Source organism: Mycobacterium sp., from assembly GCF_049673265.1.
Classification (GTDB): domain Bacteria; phylum Actinomycetota; class Actinomycetes; order Mycobacteriales; family Mycobacteriaceae; genus Mycobacterium.
Genome location: NZ_JBATXN010000155.1, coordinates 1 through 15,546, shown reverse-complemented (window position 1 = coordinate 15,546; position 15,546 = coordinate 1). Strand labels below are relative to the sequence as shown.

General features: G+C 66.1%; 13 protein-coding genes and 1 pseudogene. 7 read left to right on the top strand and 7 right to left on the bottom strand.

All coding sequences use genetic code 11. From position 1 onward, the window contains the following. Positions 1–598: pseudogene (locus WBF82_RS05520) on the top strand (hypothetical protein); the annotation flags it as partial. Here the strand turns inward: WBF82_RS05520 and WBF82_RS05515 are convergent. Next, the gene (locus tag WBF82_RS05515; RefSeq protein ID WP_424382076.1) at positions 595–1,752 is read right to left on the bottom strand and encodes an AI-2E family transporter; all 1,158 of its coding nucleotides are present in this window, start codon (positions 1,750–1,752) and stop codon (positions 595–597) included. The pseudogene WBF82_RS05520 and the gene WBF82_RS05515 sit on opposite strands and share 4 nt — an antisense overlap. A 105-nt stretch (positions 1,753–1,857) precedes the next feature. On the opposite strand from WBF82_RS05515, the gene WBF82_RS05510 reads away from it, so the two are divergent. Continuing rightward, a complete protein-coding gene (locus WBF82_RS05510) occupies positions 1,858–3,057 on the top strand; it encodes a lysylphosphatidylglycerol synthase transmembrane domain-containing protein (RefSeq protein ID WP_424382075.1) in 1,200 nt (399 codons plus the stop codon). On the opposite strand, the gene WBF82_RS05505 is transcribed toward WBF82_RS05510, so the two are convergent. Further along, positions 3,050–3,595 carry a hemophore gene (locus WBF82_RS05505; RefSeq protein ID WP_424382078.1) on the bottom strand — a complete coding sequence of 182 codons (546 nt, stop codon included), beginning with the start codon at positions 3,593–3,595 and terminating at the stop codon, positions 3,050–3,052. The two genes, WBF82_RS05510 and WBF82_RS05505, sit on opposite strands and share 8 nt — an antisense overlap. Positions 3,596–3,854: 259 nt before the next feature. Here WBF82_RS05505 and WBF82_RS05500 point away from each other — a divergent pair, with 259 nt between their 5' ends. From WBF82_RS05500 to WBF82_RS05490, 3 genes are read left to right on the top strand one after another with little or no spacing between them, the layout of a single operon-like run. Further along, the gene (locus tag WBF82_RS05500) at positions 3,855–6,836 is read left to right on the top strand and encodes an MMPL family transporter (protein ID WP_424382074.1); all 2,982 of its coding nucleotides are present in this window, start codon (positions 3,855–3,857) and stop codon (positions 6,834–6,836) included. Next, the gene (locus WBF82_RS05495; RefSeq protein WP_424382073.1) at positions 6,833–7,357 is read left to right on the top strand and encodes an XRE family transcriptional regulator; all 525 of its coding nucleotides are present in this window, start codon (positions 6,833–6,835) and stop codon (positions 7,355–7,357) included. Before WBF82_RS05500 ends, WBF82_RS05495 begins: the two co-directional genes overlap by 4 nt. Continuing rightward, entirely contained in the window at positions 7,357–7,776 is a 420-nt protein-coding gene (locus tag WBF82_RS05490) for a CoA-binding protein (protein WP_424382072.1), read from the top strand. Before WBF82_RS05495 ends, WBF82_RS05490 begins: the two co-directional genes overlap by 1 nt. A gap of 5 nt (positions 7,777–7,781) precedes the next feature. On the opposite strand, the gene WBF82_RS05485 is transcribed toward WBF82_RS05490, so the two are convergent. Both WBF82_RS05485 and WBF82_RS05480 read right to left on the bottom strand, forming a co-directional pair. Further along, a complete protein-coding gene (locus tag WBF82_RS05485; protein WP_424382071.1) occupies positions 7,782–8,471 on the bottom strand; it encodes a hypothetical protein in 690 nt (229 codons plus the stop codon). Then, a complete protein-coding gene (locus tag WBF82_RS05480; protein WP_424382070.1) occupies positions 8,468–9,088 on the bottom strand; it encodes a hypothetical protein in 621 nt (206 codons plus the stop codon). The genes WBF82_RS05485 and WBF82_RS05480 overlap by 4 nt, the downstream gene beginning before the upstream one ends. A 133-nt stretch (positions 9,089–9,221) precedes the next feature. Between WBF82_RS05480 and WBF82_RS05475 the strand changes: the two genes are divergently transcribed. Then, positions 9,222–11,216, top strand: coding sequence for a M13 family metallopeptidase (locus WBF82_RS05475; RefSeq protein ID WP_424382069.1), 1,995 nt, complete (start codon positions 9,222–9,224; stop codon positions 11,214–11,216). A 24-nt stretch (positions 11,217–11,240) separates the two neighbouring features. Here the strand turns inward: WBF82_RS05475 and WBF82_RS05470 are convergent, their stop codons facing one another. The 3 genes from WBF82_RS05470 to WBF82_RS05460 form a co-directional block, all read right to left on the bottom strand. Further along, positions 11,241–12,260 carry a L,D-transpeptidase gene (locus tag WBF82_RS05470; protein ID WP_424382068.1) on the bottom strand — a complete coding sequence of 340 codons (1,020 nt, stop codon included), beginning with the start codon at positions 12,258–12,260 and terminating at the stop codon, positions 11,241–11,243. Between the two features lie 139 nt (positions 12,261–12,399). Continuing rightward, positions 12,400–13,626: an MFS transporter gene (locus WBF82_RS05465; RefSeq protein WP_424382077.1), complete on the bottom strand. Its 1,227-nt coding sequence runs from the start codon at positions 13,624–13,626 to the stop codon at positions 12,400–12,402. A gap of 124 nt (positions 13,627–13,750) precedes the next feature. Continuing rightward, positions 13,751–14,041: a metal-sensitive transcriptional regulator gene (locus WBF82_RS05460; RefSeq protein WP_324852996.1), complete on the bottom strand. Its 291-nt coding sequence runs from the start codon at positions 14,039–14,041 to the stop codon at positions 13,751–13,753. Positions 14,042–14,232: 191 nt separating this feature from the next. On the opposite strand from WBF82_RS05460, the gene WBF82_RS05455 reads away from it, so the two are divergent. Then, a partial coding sequence (locus WBF82_RS05455; protein WP_424382067.1) for a dihydroxy-acid dehydratase occupies positions 14,233–15,546 on the top strand: 1,314 nt, incomplete at its 3' end.

Here is a 15,546-nt window from a genome sequence, read left to right as displayed (position 1 = left end):
GGGCACGGCCGACGCTGCGAAACCGCGTCCGCCGCATGACCCCACCCACCCCGGCGCGGAGGTGCCGCCGCGGCCAGGCAGGCCGGCCAGGCCCGACTACCGGGCGCCGGCCCAGGACACGCCGTCGGCCGCGGGTACAACGAGGATGCGCGCTCCTGGGCATCCCGAGCCCGCAGAGCCGCCGACGACACGCTTCTCCGCCCAGCAGAAGGCTTCGCCGACTGGTGTCCCGGGACGCGAACGCCCACCCGCTCCCGGCGCCCCACCGCCCCGCGGCGAAGATCGCGAAATCGAGTCGTGGCTCAGCGAATTGCGCGATCCGCACGGCACCGGCAGCTCCACGCCACCGTCGGAACCGTCGGCTGATGAAACCCGGGCGATGCGGGCTGCGAGTCCGAGCCCGTCGGGTCAGCGACCCACCGACGAGGACGATGCGACCACGGCCATCCCCACTCCCCCGCGGGAAGAGAAGGACCCTGACGTGGCCACCCAGAAACTGAACGCCCCCGGTAAAGACGCCGACAACGGCGATCGCACCCGTCGTCGCGGTGGGGGGCTCAGCGCTCAAGATTTGCTCCGCCGCGAAGGCCGGATTTAATCCTCGGTTTCGCTTTCCGGCTCGGGTTCATCCGGTTCGGCTTGGATGATCGAAGCGTCCTCGTCGTCGGGGGGCTTCGCCGCGGCGGACGGATCCTCGGCCAGTAGCACTTGGAACGCGTTGTTGAAGAAGGCGACCGTCGGGACGGCCAGCAGCGCGCCGACGATCCCGGCGAGTACACCGCCTGTCGAGATCGCCACCACCACCGCCAGCGGATGGATCGACACCGCCCGGCCCATCACCAACGGCTGCAGGATGTGCGCCTCGAGCTGGTTTACGCCGATGAGCACTCCCAGGGTGATGAGCGCATAGACCCAACCTTTCGCGAGCAGGGCGACCACCACCGCGAGGAAACCACTCAGTACCGCACCGACCAGCGGAATGAACGCTCCGAGGAACACCAACGAGGCCAGCGGCAGAGCCAACGGGATGCTCATGATCGCCAAACCGGTGCCGACTCCCGCCGCGTCGACCAACGCCACCAGAAAGGTAGCCCGTATATAGCCAACGAGTGACCCATAGCCCGCGCGGCCCGCGGCACGCACCCGATCCCGGACGTCGGCCGGGAAGATCTTGGTGACGTAAGCCCAGATATTGCGGCCGCCGTAGAGAAAGAAGATCAACGTAAACAGCGTCAGCAGTGCGGCGGTGAGGATCTCGGTGACAGTGGCCGCAGTCGACAGTGCGCCGCTGGTCAACTTCGCCTGATTATTCTGCAGCGCCTCGATCGCCGCGTTGCCGGCGTTCTCAATCTGTTGGCGGCTCAGATGCAGCGGCCCCTCGATCAGCCAGGTGCGGGTGGAATCGATACTGCGGGTGACTTGCTTGACCAAATCCGGCAAACCGATGACGAACTGGCTGATGACGAACGCCAGGATGCCGCCCAGAATCGCGAACGCGGCGAATAACACCAGGGCGACCGCGCCACCGCGGGGCGCGCCCCGCCGGTCGAGCCAATCCACCACCTGGACCAGCAATGCGCTCAACAGCAACGCCACAAGCAGCGGAACAACGATGATTTCCAGCCGTTTGATAACCCAGAGCAACGCGACCAGCGCCGCCAGGATGACCAACAGCCGCCACGACCAGGCAGCGGCCTTCCGAACGATAGGTTCGACGGAATCCTCGTAATCCGCGTCGGCCTTCGACGGCATGGCGCCAGCCTAGCGTCGGCGCGTGGGTCACGGCTCGCAAATACAGTGCGGACACCTGCCCATTGCACCGATCCCGGCGCGACCTGCAGAGCTACCCTAAAACACGTGTCGCGCGACGCACCGGCCAACAACGGCAGCGGTCAGCACGAAGAACGTGCCCGCGGCAGATACTGGTGGGTGCGTTGGGCCGTTCTGGCCGTCGTCGCGATCGTGCTGGCGGTCGAGGTGGCACTGGTGTGGGACCAACTCGCCAAGGCCGCCAACAGCCTCTACTCCGCGAAGTGGTGGTGGCTGCTGGCCTCGGCCCTGGCCGCCGTCCTCATCATGCACAGCTTCGCCCAAGTACAGCGGACCCTGTTGGCCTCGGCCGGGGTGCACGTCAAGGAATTGCGGTCCGAAGCCGCCTATTACGCGGCCAACTCGTTGAGTACCACGCTACCCGGCGGTCCGGTGCTGGCGGCCACGTTTCTGCTTCGGCAGCAACGGATTTGGGGTGCCTCGACGTTGGTGGCGTCGTGGCAGCTGGTGATGTCTGGTGTGCTGCAAGCGGTCGGGCTGGCACTGCTTGGTCTGGGTGGCGCGTTCTTCCTCGGCGCGAAGAACAACCCGCTTTCGCTGCTGTTCACCCTCGGCGGCTTCATAGCGCTGTTGCTGCTTGCGCAGGCGGTAGCGTCGCGCCCGGATCTGATCGACGGGATCGGGTCACGGGTGCTGGCGCGGTTCAACTCCGTTCGCGGCCGGCCGATCGACACCGGCCTGGCGAAGTGGCGTGAGATGCTCTCGCAGCTGGAGTCGGTCAGCCTGAGCCGTCGCGACTTGGCGCTGGCCTTCAGCTGGTCGCTCATCAACCGGTTCGCCGATGTCGCCTGCCTCGGCTTCGCTGCCTACGCGGCCGGGTATCACGCGTCGCTCGGCGGCTTGACGGTCGCCTGCGCTGCCGCCCGCGCGGTCGGCACGATACCGCTGATGCCTGGCGGCCTGTTGGTCGTGGAAGCAGTGCTGGTGCCAGGTTTGGTGTCCAGCGGGTTGCCGTTGTCCGGCGCGATTTCGGCCATGTTGATCTACCGGCTGATCAGCTGGTTACTGCTCGCCGCCGTCGGCTGGGTGGTCTTCTTCTTCATGTTCCGCACCGAGAACCAGGTCGATCCCGACGCCCAGCACGCCGAGGCGGTAGCCGATGAAGGTACCGCGAGGCTGCCCGGCGAGGCGGCCGACGCCGCGCAACAAGCTCCGCGCCCGCCGCTGCATCCGGACGCGAAAACTCCCACGACGCCTCAGCTACGTGCTCGCCGGGGCGCTACTTAACGGCGCTCAGCCCCGGCATCATCGCGGGGCCGGGTGCGGCCGCGGGAACCCCGCCCCCAGGTACCGCGCCCTGGGCTCCGGACACGGCCTGCGCCGCCGCATTGGGTAGACCAGCAGGCAATCCGCCCGGCAGCGCGCCCTGCGCGCCCTGCATGATGCCGAGCACCTGGGGAAGGCTGATCGGCAACTTGCACCTGCTTGACAAGCCCGCAAGCGGCAGCGCGATCGTCTGCATGTCGCTGGCGGCCTTCGGGTTGGCGTCGAAGTAGCCCTTCAGCGAGTTGACCGACTGCGGTCCCGCCGGCTCTTGCAAGACGGTGGTCATCGCCTGGTTGGTCTCCGGATGCCCGTCCAGGTAATCGCCGGCCGACCTGGCCACGTTGCCGATCGTCCTCGCCATCTCGCTGGCAGCACACGGGTCAGACGCACCAACCGCCGACGGCGCCGACAGCAGGACCACCGCGGTGGCGCCACCCACGGCGGTGGCGGTCAGCACGCCAAGCAGCCGTCGGCGCAACGTCGCAGCATTCGCAGTCAGGGACGTCATACAGAACTCCTTAGTGGCTTGCGGGCGAACGCCCAGAGGTCATCCTGCCATCGACTCTGGCGGCACGCCCAATTCAGCCGACACGAAACTGCTCACACCCGCTCGGCCTCGACTCGACGGAGGCGCAGACACTGGCATCGTCGCCGAGTTGTTGCAGCTCAGCGAGCCTTAAGCGGCCTCGCCACACAGCCTGCTGAGGTAGGCTCGGCCGCAAAGACCTGATGCGTGGGAGACCGAAATCCAGCACTTCATGATGCGCCTAAGCAGCAACCTGCGCAGATTCCGCTGGCTGGTCTTCACAGGTTGGTTGCTCGCGCTTATCCCCGCGATTTACCTGACCGCGACCCAAGGGGGTCACCTCACCGGCGGCGGCTTCGAGGTGGCCGGATCCCAATCGCTGCGTGTGCATGACCAGCTCGAGGCGCATTACCCCGACCAGGGCACGTCACCGTTGGCGCTCGTGGCGGCGCCACGCGCTGATGCCAGCTATCAAGACATGAACGCCGCTGCCGAGTTTTTGCAGCAAGTCGCCGGCCAAGTCTCCGACGTCGCGGTGGTGAAAAATCCGGCCCAGCCGGCCCCGCAACCCGACCGCCCGTATGTGGTGTCGTTGCGCCTCGACTCCTCGAACAACAGCAGCGCCAGCGACGCCGCCAAGAAGTTGCGAACAAAGATCGGCGTCCAAGGCGACCGGCCGGGACAGACGGAAAACGGCCACGTTCGGCTATATGTGATCGGCCAGGGGGCGCTGAGCACAGCCGCGGCGGCCAACACCAAACACGACATCGCCGCGGCGGAACGCTGGAACCTTCCCATCATCCTGATTGTGTTGCTGGCGGTGTTCGGTTCGCTTGCCGCCGCCGCGATCCCGTTGACATTGGGCATCTGCACGGTCGCCATCACCATGGGACTGGTTTATCTGCTGTCGGCCTACACCACGATGTCGGTGTTCGTCACCTCGACGGTGTCGATGTTCGGCATTGCGCTGGCGGTCGACTATTCGCTGTTCATTTTGATGCGCTTCCGGGAGGAACTGCGCGCCGGACGTCAGCCACAAGAAGCGGCCGATGCGGCGATGGCGACGTCCGGCCTCGCCGTGGTGCTGTCCGGGATGACCGTCGTCGCCTCGCTCACCGGCATCTACTTGATCGACACCCCGGCGCTGGCGTCAATGGCCACCGGAGCGATCCTCGCGGTGGCGGTCGCGATGCTGAGCTCGACAACCTTGACACCGGCGGTGCTGGCGACGTTCGGCCGCGCAGCCGCCAAGCGATCGGCAGCGCTGCATTGGTCGCGGCGGCCCGAAACGACCCAGTCGCGGTTCTGGAGCCGCTGGATCAGCTGGGTGATGCGCCGACCGTGGGCGTCGGCGATCGCGGCGTCGGCTGTTCTCATCACCATGGCGGTGCCCGCCCTGTCGATGGTGCTGGGCAATAGCCTGCTGCGGCAATTCAACTCGTCACACGAGGTTCGCGCCGGCGTATCGGCAGCCGCCGAGGCGCTGGGTCCTGGCGCGCTGGGCCCAGTGCAGGTGCTGGTGACCTTCCCCGACGGCGAGGCGTCGGCGCCCTCCCACGCACAGACCCTTGCGGCGATCCGTCACGAGATGGCGCAGGCGCCCGCAATCGTTTCAGTGACCTCGCCGGTGTTCGCCGACAACAACACCAGTGCCCTTTTGTCCGGTGTGCTGTCGGTGGATCCCGAGGATCTCGGCGCGCGCAACAGCATCGCCTGGATGCGAGCCCACCTCCCGGCGGCCGCGGGGACCGGCACCGCGCAGGTCGACGTCGGCGGGCCGACCGCGCTGATCAAAGACTTCGACGACCGGGTGGCCGCGACCGAGCTGCTGGTTTTGGTTTTCGTCGCGTTGATCGCCTTCGTGATGCTGCTGGTCTCGATTCAGTCGGTGTTCCTGGCGTTCAAGGGCGTGCTGATGACGGTGCTGTCGGTGGCCGCGGCCTACGGCAGTTTGGTGATGGTCTTCCAGTGGGGCTGGCTGGAGAAGCTGGGGTTCGCGCCGATCAGCTCGATCGACAGCACCGTTCCACCGCTGGTGCTGGCCATGACGTTCGGCTTGTCGATGGACTACGAGATCTTCTTGCTGACCCGAATCCGGGAACGGTTCCTGCAAACCGGTCATACCCGCGACGCGGTGGCCTACGGCGTGAGCACCAGCGCGCGCACGATCACCAGCGCCGCGTTGATCATGATCGCGGTGTTCATCGGTTTCGCATTCGCCGGCATGCCGCTGGTCGCCGAGATCGGGGTGGCGTGTGCCGTCGCGATCGCGGTGGACGCCACTGTGGTGCGACTGGTGATGGTGCCCGCCTTGATGGCGATGTTTGCCCAGTGGAACTGGTGGCTGCCAGGCTGGCTGCACCGGATCCTGCCGTCGGTCGACTTCGAAAAGCCGCTGCCCACAGTCGATCTGGGTGACATCGTGATGATTCCAGACGACATCTCGGCACCGGTGGTGCCCGGTGCAGACCTGCGGATCGTGCTGAAGTCTGCGGCCCGACTCAAGCACCTGGTCCCAGACGCGATTACGGTGGCCGACCCGTTGGCCTTCATCGGATGTGGACGCAACGGCGGACTGCGAGGACACGTCAAAGGCGCCGACGATGCCGCCACCGCGCAGTTGGCCGCGACGGGGACTCCGGCCGGGACCAACGGTCATTCGATGGCCAAGAAGTTCGTCGGCGGCTTGTCGCACCGCAACGGCGTCGGCCGCGCCGTACCCCGTGCGGTGCGCCCGGTACATCCGGTCACGCTGTGGCGCGGCCGGCTCTCGGTTGCGCTAGACGCGCTGGAAACCCATGCGGAGACCGACCATCCGACGTTCGAGCGACGCAGCCCGGTGGAAACCACCCACGTGCAGTTGCCGACCGGGGACCGGCTGCAAATCCCGACCGGCGCGGAGACGCTGCGGCTCAAGGGCTACCTCATCATGTCGCGCAACAGCAGCCGTGATTACGCGGAATTTGCTGAGCTGGTAGACACGATGGAAGCCGAGACTGCCGCATTGGTGCTGGCCGGTATGGATAGGTATTACTGTTGTCAATCACCTAGGCGGCAATGGATCGCTACCCAGTTGGTCCGGCGGCTCGCGGATCCACACCCAACGGATCTCGACGACGAGCAATGGCCCGGCCCGGATGCGAAGGCAGACTGGGAGGAGGTCAGGCAGCGCTGCCTGTCGGTGGCGGTGGCGATGTTGGAGGAGGCGAGGTGACGTTGGCAGCCGACCGACGCCACGGACCGTCGCCGCATCGACCGCCCGTCCGCCGTAACGTTGAGCGGCCCGTGGAGTTCTGGCCCACCTCGGCGATCCGCTCGGCGCTGGAAGGTGGCGATATCGCCACCTGGAAGCAGATCGCAGTGGCAATCAAGCGCGACCCGTTCGGGCGCACCGCTCGCCAAGTCGAAGAAGTTCTCGAGAGCTCGAGGCCTTACGGCATCTCCAAAGCATTGGCGGAGGTGCTGGACCGCGCCCGCGCCCACCTAGAGGCCAACGAGCGCACCGAAGTCGCCCGCCACGTGCGGCTGCTGATCGAGCGGTCGGGGCTGAAGACGCCCGAATTCGCGTCTCGGATTGGGATACCCGTCGACGAGCTGAGCGGCTACCTCGCTGCCACAACCAGCCCGTCGGCGTCGTTGATGATCCGGATGCGCCGGCTCTCTGACCGGTTCGCGAAAGCCAGACCTCAACAACCGGCTCAGCAGCCGCCCCAGCGACCACCCCGCAGCAACTGATGCTCGGCCAGCCCGATGAGGCGACGCTGCGCCGCATCCTGACCGAAACCCGCACGATCGCCGTGGTCGGCGCATCGGACAAGCCGACACGGCCAAGCCACGAGATTTATACGTATCTGGTGTCGACCGGCCAATATCAGGTCTTCCCGGTCAATCCGACTATCACCGAAATCGACGGTGCCCCAGCGTATTCGCGGTTGGCCGATTTGCCACTGATACCCGACATGGTCGACGTGTTCCGGCGCTTCGACGAGTTGCCATCGGTACTGGCCGACGTGTTAGCCCTTCCCGAACATCCGAAAACCCTTTGGCTGCAAGAGGGTTTGTGGCACGAGCAAGTGGGCCGCGACGCTGAGGCAGCCGGAATGCAAGTGGTGATGGACCGTTGCCTGATGGTTGACCACGCCAGGCTGCGCTGAGCAGCCTAGCGAGCGTTGATCGGCGACACGTCGAGCACAAGCCAATGGTCGCTCCGTTTACTCAGCGCGATGCGCAGCGCCAGCACTGTGTTGTTGGGCGGCTGACCCGGTTCGTTCTGCGTAGCGCGCAGGACCACCGCCACGGCGGCCGCAGACGGGCCGATCGCTTCGACGCCCGCCTCCAGCGTCGATGCCGAAGCGGTGACGTTTCGGTGTGCCAAATCCGCTGTGGCCTTTGCGAAATTGTCTTTGAACGCGGTCGCCTGCTCGGGCACCATCATGGTTGCGGCGCGGTCGATCGAGGCCGTCGGTTGCTGCGGCGAGAAGGTGGCCGTCGCCTCCGCCATCCCGGTCGCTACCCGCACCACCTCTGCCGCGTCGGCCTTCAAGCGGCGATCCGGCAACGTCCAGTGCGTGTAGCCCGTCAGCACCGCCGACACCACCGCCACCGCGCACAGCGTGACTACCGCCAACCGGAGAACTGGTGCGTCGTCGTCGGTGCCGACCGTGACCGAATCCCGGCGCAGCAGCCAGACATTCACCGCCACGCCCTGGACGATCAGCAGCACCAGAATCGAACATACCGACACCCACCACCGTGGCCAGGCCAGAACGACCCCGACCGCCAGCAGCGCCGCGATCGCGGCCACCGGTGCCGCGATATCGAATACCAGTACCCGCCAGGCGTTCCTCATCGGATCGACTCGAGCCGCGAGATCATCGGCTTGCCGTCCACGTCGGACACCCCCAACCGCAGGTTCCAGTGCACCGTCTGCGGCTTGCCGCCGGTGTTCTCGCTGACCGACGTGGCGACCACCAGGACCGTGTCGGTGCGACTGGCGACCGAAGCCGGCAATTGCTCGGCCGGGGCAGGTCGAGGTGCGCCCGGCCCAGTGTCCAGGTCGTGGTGCACCGTTTCGAACGCCACCGCCTCGACCTGACCGCGGCTGGTGGACTGCAGCCGCTGCACCACTTGCTGATAGGGCTGCATGGCGGAGTCGAAATCGGCGTTGAGTTCACCGACGGTCCCGTCGTGCAGCCGTTGCAGGCTGGCCGCGACGTTCCCGGTGTTCATGTTGATCAGCACGCCCGTCCACTCGACGGCAGCCTGCATGGCTCGGCTCTGATAGCCGCGTTCGTCCACATCACTGCGATGGGCCAGCCAAATCGTCGCACCCAGCGCGATCGCGGCCACCGAAAGCGCTCCCAGCGCCGCCGATGCAACGCCGTAGCCGGAGATGAAAGGGCCCTCGAATTCGTCCTGCGATTCGTCCGGCGCCGTTTCATCTGATGGCTCGGTCTGCTCGGGCATGGCCGTGAGCCTAGCCGGGCGACGATGCAGAGCCCGCAGTGGCGATGATGTGGGAGTACCCCCAGCCGCGCAGCGGCGAGGGGGCGAGCTCGGCAATCGGAGCGAGCCGGGCGACGGATGGAAGGATGGCGGGGTGACCGTAGAAGCTATCCGCTCGGGCATCGACCTGAGCAATGTCGACGTTTGTGCCCGTCCCCAAGACGACCTGTTCGGCCATGTCAATGGCCGCTGGCTGGCCGACTATGAGATCCCGGCCGACCGCGCCACCGACGGTGCCTTCCGCGCGCTGTTCGACCGGGCCGAGGTTCAGGTGCGTGACTTGATCACCGAAGTCAGCCAGAACACCGAGTCTTCAGATGCATCCGGAACCGACGAACAACGGATCGGCGACCTGTACGCCAGCTTCCTCGACGAAGGCGTCGTGGAGCGCCGGGGTCTGCAGCCGCTACTCGACGAGTTGGCCGCGATTGACGACGCCGCAAATCCCGACGCGCTCGCGGCCGTCGTCGGCGCCCTGCAACGAACCGGGGTTGGCGGTGGGGTCGGGCTGTATGTCGACACCGACTCCAAGAACTCCAGCCGCTACCTGGTGCACGTCAGCCAGTCGGGGCTGGGACTGCCCGACGAGTCCTACTATCGCGACGAGCAGCACTCCGAGCTGCTGACCGCCTACCCCGAGCACATCGCGCGAATGTTCGCACTCGTCTACGGCGGCGCGCCCGACGACCATCGCCAGACTGCCGCCAAGATCGTGGCGTTGGAGACCAAATTGGCTGCCGCGCATTGGGATGTGGTCAAGCGCCGCGACGCCGACCTTACCTACAACCTGCGCACCTTCGCTGATCTGCAGGCCGAATCACCGGGTTTCGATTGGTCCGGCTGGGTGAACGCACTGGGCAGCACACCAGATGCGGTGGCCGAACTTGTTGTGCGCCAACCAGATTACCTGACCGCTTTTGCCGGACTGTGGCGTGCCGAAGATCTCGACGACTGGAAGCGCTGGGCACGGTGGCGAGTCATCCACGCCCGGGCCGGATTGCTGACCGATGCGCTGGTCGCCGAGGACTTCGCGTTTTACGGCCGCAAACTCACCGGAGCCGAACAGATCCGCGAGCGCTGGAAGCGCGGCGTCGGTCTGGTCGAAGGAATGCTGGGCGATGCAGTCGGAAAGCTCTACGTACAAAGGCATTTCCCGCCGGATGCCAAGGCGCGAATCGACGCGCTGGTCGCCAACTTGCGCGAGGCATACCGGGTCAGCATCACCAACCTGGACTGGATGACCCCGCAGACCCGGCAACGCGCGCTGGCCAAGTTGGACAAGTTCACCACCAAAGTCGCCTATCCAAAGAAGTGGCGGGACTACTCGAAGCTGGTGATCGACCGCGGCGATCTCTACGGCAACTACCTTCGCGGCTCCGAGGTCAACTCCGACCGGGAGCTGGCCAAGCTGGGAGGTCCCGTCGACCGCGACGAGTGGTTCATGACCCCACAGACCGTCAACGCCTATTACAACCCGGGAATGAACGAAATCGTCTTTCCTGCAGGGATTTTGCAGCCGCCATTCTTTGATCCCGAGGCTGACGACGCCGCGAACTACGGCGGTATCGGTGCCGTAATCGGCCACGAAATCGGGCACGGCTTCGATGACCAGGGCGCCAAATACGACGGCGACGGCAACCTGGTCGACTGGTGGACCGACGATGACCGCACCGAGTTCGGCGCGCGCACCAAAGCATTGATCGAGCAGTACGACATCTACACGCCGCGCGGGCTCGACAACGGCCATCACGTAAACGGCGCATTCACCGTCGGTGAGAACATTGGCGATCTGGGCGGTCTTTCCATCGCCTTGCTGGCGTATGAGCTGTCACTGAACGGCAAAACCCCGCCCGTCATCGACGGTCTCACCGGCGTGCAGCGGGTGTTCTTCGGTTGGGCACAGGTGTGGCGCACCAAATCCCGTGATGCTGAGGCGATTCGGCGGCTGGCCATCGACCCGCACTCGCCACCGGAGTTCCGCTGCAACGGGGTCATCCGTAACATCGACGCCTATTACGACGCCTTCGATGTCGCCGAGAGCGACGAGCTATACCTGGACCCGCAACGGCGAGTCAGGATCTGGAACTAGGTAACGTCCCAGCGCGAGCAGACGTCAGAGCTGCCAGTCGTTGGAGCCGTCGTTCTTCGAGTAAGTGCCTCCGCTGGAATTCTTCACGACGATCGGATCGCCGGCTCCGAAGTTACTGAAGAACCACTTGGCATTGGACGGGCTGATGTTGATGCAGCCGTGGCTCACGTCACGCTTGCCCTGATCGTCCACCGACCACGGCGCGCTGTGCACGTAGTCGCCACTGTTGTCGAACCGGACGGCATCCTCGACGTTGACTTTGTAGCCCCAGCTCGAGTTGACCGGCACGCCGTAGGTGGACGAATCCATCACGACCGTGGCCTTCTTGTCGAGCACGTAGTAGGTGCCGTTCGGCGTCTGGTGACCGCCGGCCGCCATACCCATCGACATCGGGATCGTCTTCTCGACCGTCCCATTGCGGGTGACGGTCAGTTGATGGGTGGCGTCGTCGGCCGTTGCGATCAGCTGGTCGCCGGTCATGAAGTCCGACATCGTGCCCGCGGCGTCGACGTGCACCGCAGTGTGCGCGGGCCAGAAACTCAGTGGACGCCACCGCAGCTGGGTGGGGGTCACCCAGTAGAACTTTCCGGACACCGGCGGGGTCGACGAAATGTGGATCGCTTGTTCGGCCAGTCCCGCGTCCGCGATCGGCCGCTGGAAGTTGATGACGACCGGCTGAGCAACCCCCACCGTCGATCCGGGGGCCGGTTGGAACGACGGCGGCACAAACGGCGGCTCACCCATGAACGGCGAGGGGTTCTGCCCGGTAACCGGGCCGGCCGGCGCCGAGGCCGGAGCTGCTGGCGGCGGTGCCAACGGGTCACCCGGGGGTGGCGGGGGTCCGAATGGAAGTCCCGGCGGTGCCGGCGGCGGGACCGCGAGCGGGTCAGCCGGAGGCGGCGGTGCCGGTAGCGGTGGGGCGTCTACGCCCGGCGCCGGCGGTGGCGGTGCCGGCTCTGGGTCGGCCAACGCTGAACCACTCGCCAAGGTCAGTGCGACCGTCATTCCCGCAGCGCTCAGCGCAGCGACGATCCATCGCGACATACGTATCCCTCCAGTCACGTCTCAACCCAGTATGCATAGCGGTTACGCCGGCTTCTGGGTCGGCAATCTCGATTCACCCAGGACGCAGACCATTTCCCGGCCGCTGACCTGCTGTGATGTGGGTGGTTGAGAAGCGATCTTACCGGAGGGTGGTGGTGGGGACGTCGAACAGCTGCCGCTCGGCGGCCATCCCCGCAGCTCCGGCGCCGATCAGCCCCGCCGATGCGGCCAGCATCGCCAGCGCGCTCTGCTCGTAAAGCAGCCCACCGGCGAAGGACCCGGCCATGATGCCGATCTGGAACGCCGCCATATATAGCCCTGACGCCCCGTCCGGGTCGTCTGCCCCCGCGCGCATCGCCGCAGCTTGCAGCATCGGCGACACCGCATTGGCGGTGGCGCCCCATAGTGCGATCGCAGCGATCCCGATCGCGATGCTTGCCGCCGTGGGCACATCGTGGAATGTCAGCGCGATCAGCACCAGAAATGTCAGCCACAACCCCGCCATGCAGCTGATGACCGCCGCCCTGGGCCGATGGTCCGATGGCCGGGCGATCACCGGCATCACCAACAGGCCCGCGACCCCGTAGGCGGCCAGCAACCAGGCCAGATCGGGCCCGCGTACCCCGACGACGTCTCGAATGATCACCGCGATGTAGGTGTAGGAGATGTAGTGGCCGGTGACCGCGATCATTGTGAGCAAGCTCACGATGACCAGCCGCCGGTTGCGGTGGTGCCCGGCGCCCCGGCCCACGCGGGCCAGCTGTTCCGGGGTCAGCGCCAGCACCGGCAGCACCGCCCAGGCCGCCGCGGTGACCAAGGCGGCCACCACGGCCACCGCTGCGACGGCAACCCGCCAGCCCCACAGCAAGCTCATCGCCGCCGTGACCGGGCTGCCCACCACCACGGCCAGGCTGATGCCGACGTAGATCATCGTTGTCGCGCGGCCGGAGTGGCTGGCCGGAACCAGCCGGGTGGCGATCGGCGCGAGGACCGAGAGCATCAGCCCGTGGGTGATCGCCGAAAGCACCCGGCCGCCCGCCAGCACGACGAAGTTGGGCGCCATCGCCGAAATGAACTGAGAAGCCGTCAGGCATGCCAACGACACCAGAAGCGCCCGCCGTCGCGGCCAGTGCGCGGTCCAACGCACCAGCGGAATCGTGGTTAGGGCCGCGACCAGCGCATACCAGGCCAGCAGTGTGCCGACCACGGGAACGCTGACGTGCAGGCCCCGAGCGATCGCCGGCAATGCACCCACCGGCAGGATTTCGGCGGTGACGTAGATGAAGGCCGCCGCGGCCAGCACAGCCAGCTGCACCGCAATACGCGGTGTCCACGGCCCGCCCGAAGCGGCACGGCCTTCTTCGATGGCAGCTGGGGGCGGGGGGTCATTCCACCAGCGGCGCGTTCGCGCTGCTCCGTTGGCACGGGCTGGCCCCACGGCCCTACTCAACCACGCTCAAGCATTGAAAGCGCTATTCGCCCGTAGACGATCAGGAGCGGACGAGTCGCGCGATGGCCGCGGAGGCTTCGGCGAGCTTCTCGTCGGCATCGGTACCGCCCTCGGCGACCGCACGGCTGACGCAGTGCCCGAGGTGCTCGTCGAGCAGGTTGAGCGCCACCGACCGCAACGCGTTGTTGGCGGCGCTGATCTGAGTGAGGACGTCGATGCAGTATTTATCGTCTTCGATCATCTTGGCGATGCCGCGCACCTGCCCCTCGATGCGCCGCAGTCGTTTGGCGTAGTTGTCCTTCTGCGACGAGTATCCGCGTGCGGGTGTCATTTGCTCTCCAGCATCTTGGCTAGGTCTCTTCGGGCCGTCATCACGGCGTCGATGTGGAGACCATTGTCGATCTCGGGTTGAGCCTTCTCGACGCCGCCCCCGTGATTTGGCTTTCTGCCAGCATATCCGATACCCCGCCGGGGTATATAAATGATTTTGGGCCGACCTGACAGTTCGCGCATACTTGACCGATGCCCCAAATCAAGGCCCCTGACACCGAGCGGTCGCCCGCCATCGACATCAAGCCCCGCAGTCGTGAGGTAACCGACGGCTTGGAGAAAGCCGCTGCGCGCGGCATGCTGCGGGCGGTAGGCATGGACGACGACGACTTCGCCAAGCCGCAGATCGGCGTGGCGTCGTCGTGGAACGAGATCACGCCGTGCAACTTGTCATTGGACCGATTGGCCAAGGCCGTTAAAGAGGGCGTGTTCTCCGCGGGTGGCTATCCGCTCGAGTTCGGCACGATTTCCGTGTCCGACGGTATTTCCATGGGCCATGAGGGCATGCACTTCTCGTTGGTGTCGCGCGAGGTAATCGCCGACAGCGTGGAAACCGTGATGCAGGCCGAGCGGCTGGACGGATCGGTGCTTTTGGCCGGGTGCGACAAATCGCTGCCCGGCATGCTGATGGCCGCGGCGAGACTGGATCTGGCGGCGGTGTTCCTCTACGCCGGCACAATTCTGCCGGGTCGTGCCAAGCTGTCCGACGGCACCGAGCGCGAAGTGACCATTATCGATGCGTTCGAGGCGGTCGGCGCATGTGCCCGCGGCCTGATCCCGCGCGAAGACGTCGACGCCATTGAGCGCGCCATCTGTCCCGGCGAGGGCGCCTGCGGCGGCATGTACACCGCCAATACCATGGCCAGTGCCGCTGAGGCACTGGGCATGTCGCTGCCCGGCAGCGCGGCACCGCCGGCGACCGATCGTCGCCGCGATGTGTTCGCGCGGCACAGCGGTGAAGCTGTCGTCGAATTGCTGCGGCGCGGCATCACCGCCCGCGACATCATGACCAGGGAGGCGTTCGAGAACGCGATCGCGGTCGTGATGGCCTTCGGCGGCTCGACCAATGCGGTGCTGCACCTGTTGGCCATCGCCTACGAGGCAGGAGTCAAACTATCGCTGGAGGACTTCAGCCGCATCGGATCACGCGTACCGCACCTGGCCGACGTCAAGCCGTTCGGCCGGCACGTGATGTCTGACGTCGATCACATCGGAGGTGTCCCGGTGGTGATGAAGGCGTTGCTGGATGCCGGTCTGCTGCACGGCGATTGCTTGACGGTGACGGGCCGCACTGTTGCCGAAAACCTCGCGCATATCGCCCCACCGGATCCGGACGGCAAGGTGCTGCGCGCGCTCGACAATCCAATTCACCCCACCGGCGGGATCAGCATCTTGCACGGATCGCTGGCACCCGAAGGTGCGGTAGTCAAGACCGCGGGCTTTGACTCCGATGTGTTCGAAGGAACCGCAAGGGTTTTCGACCGGGAGCGGGCGGCGTTGGATGCA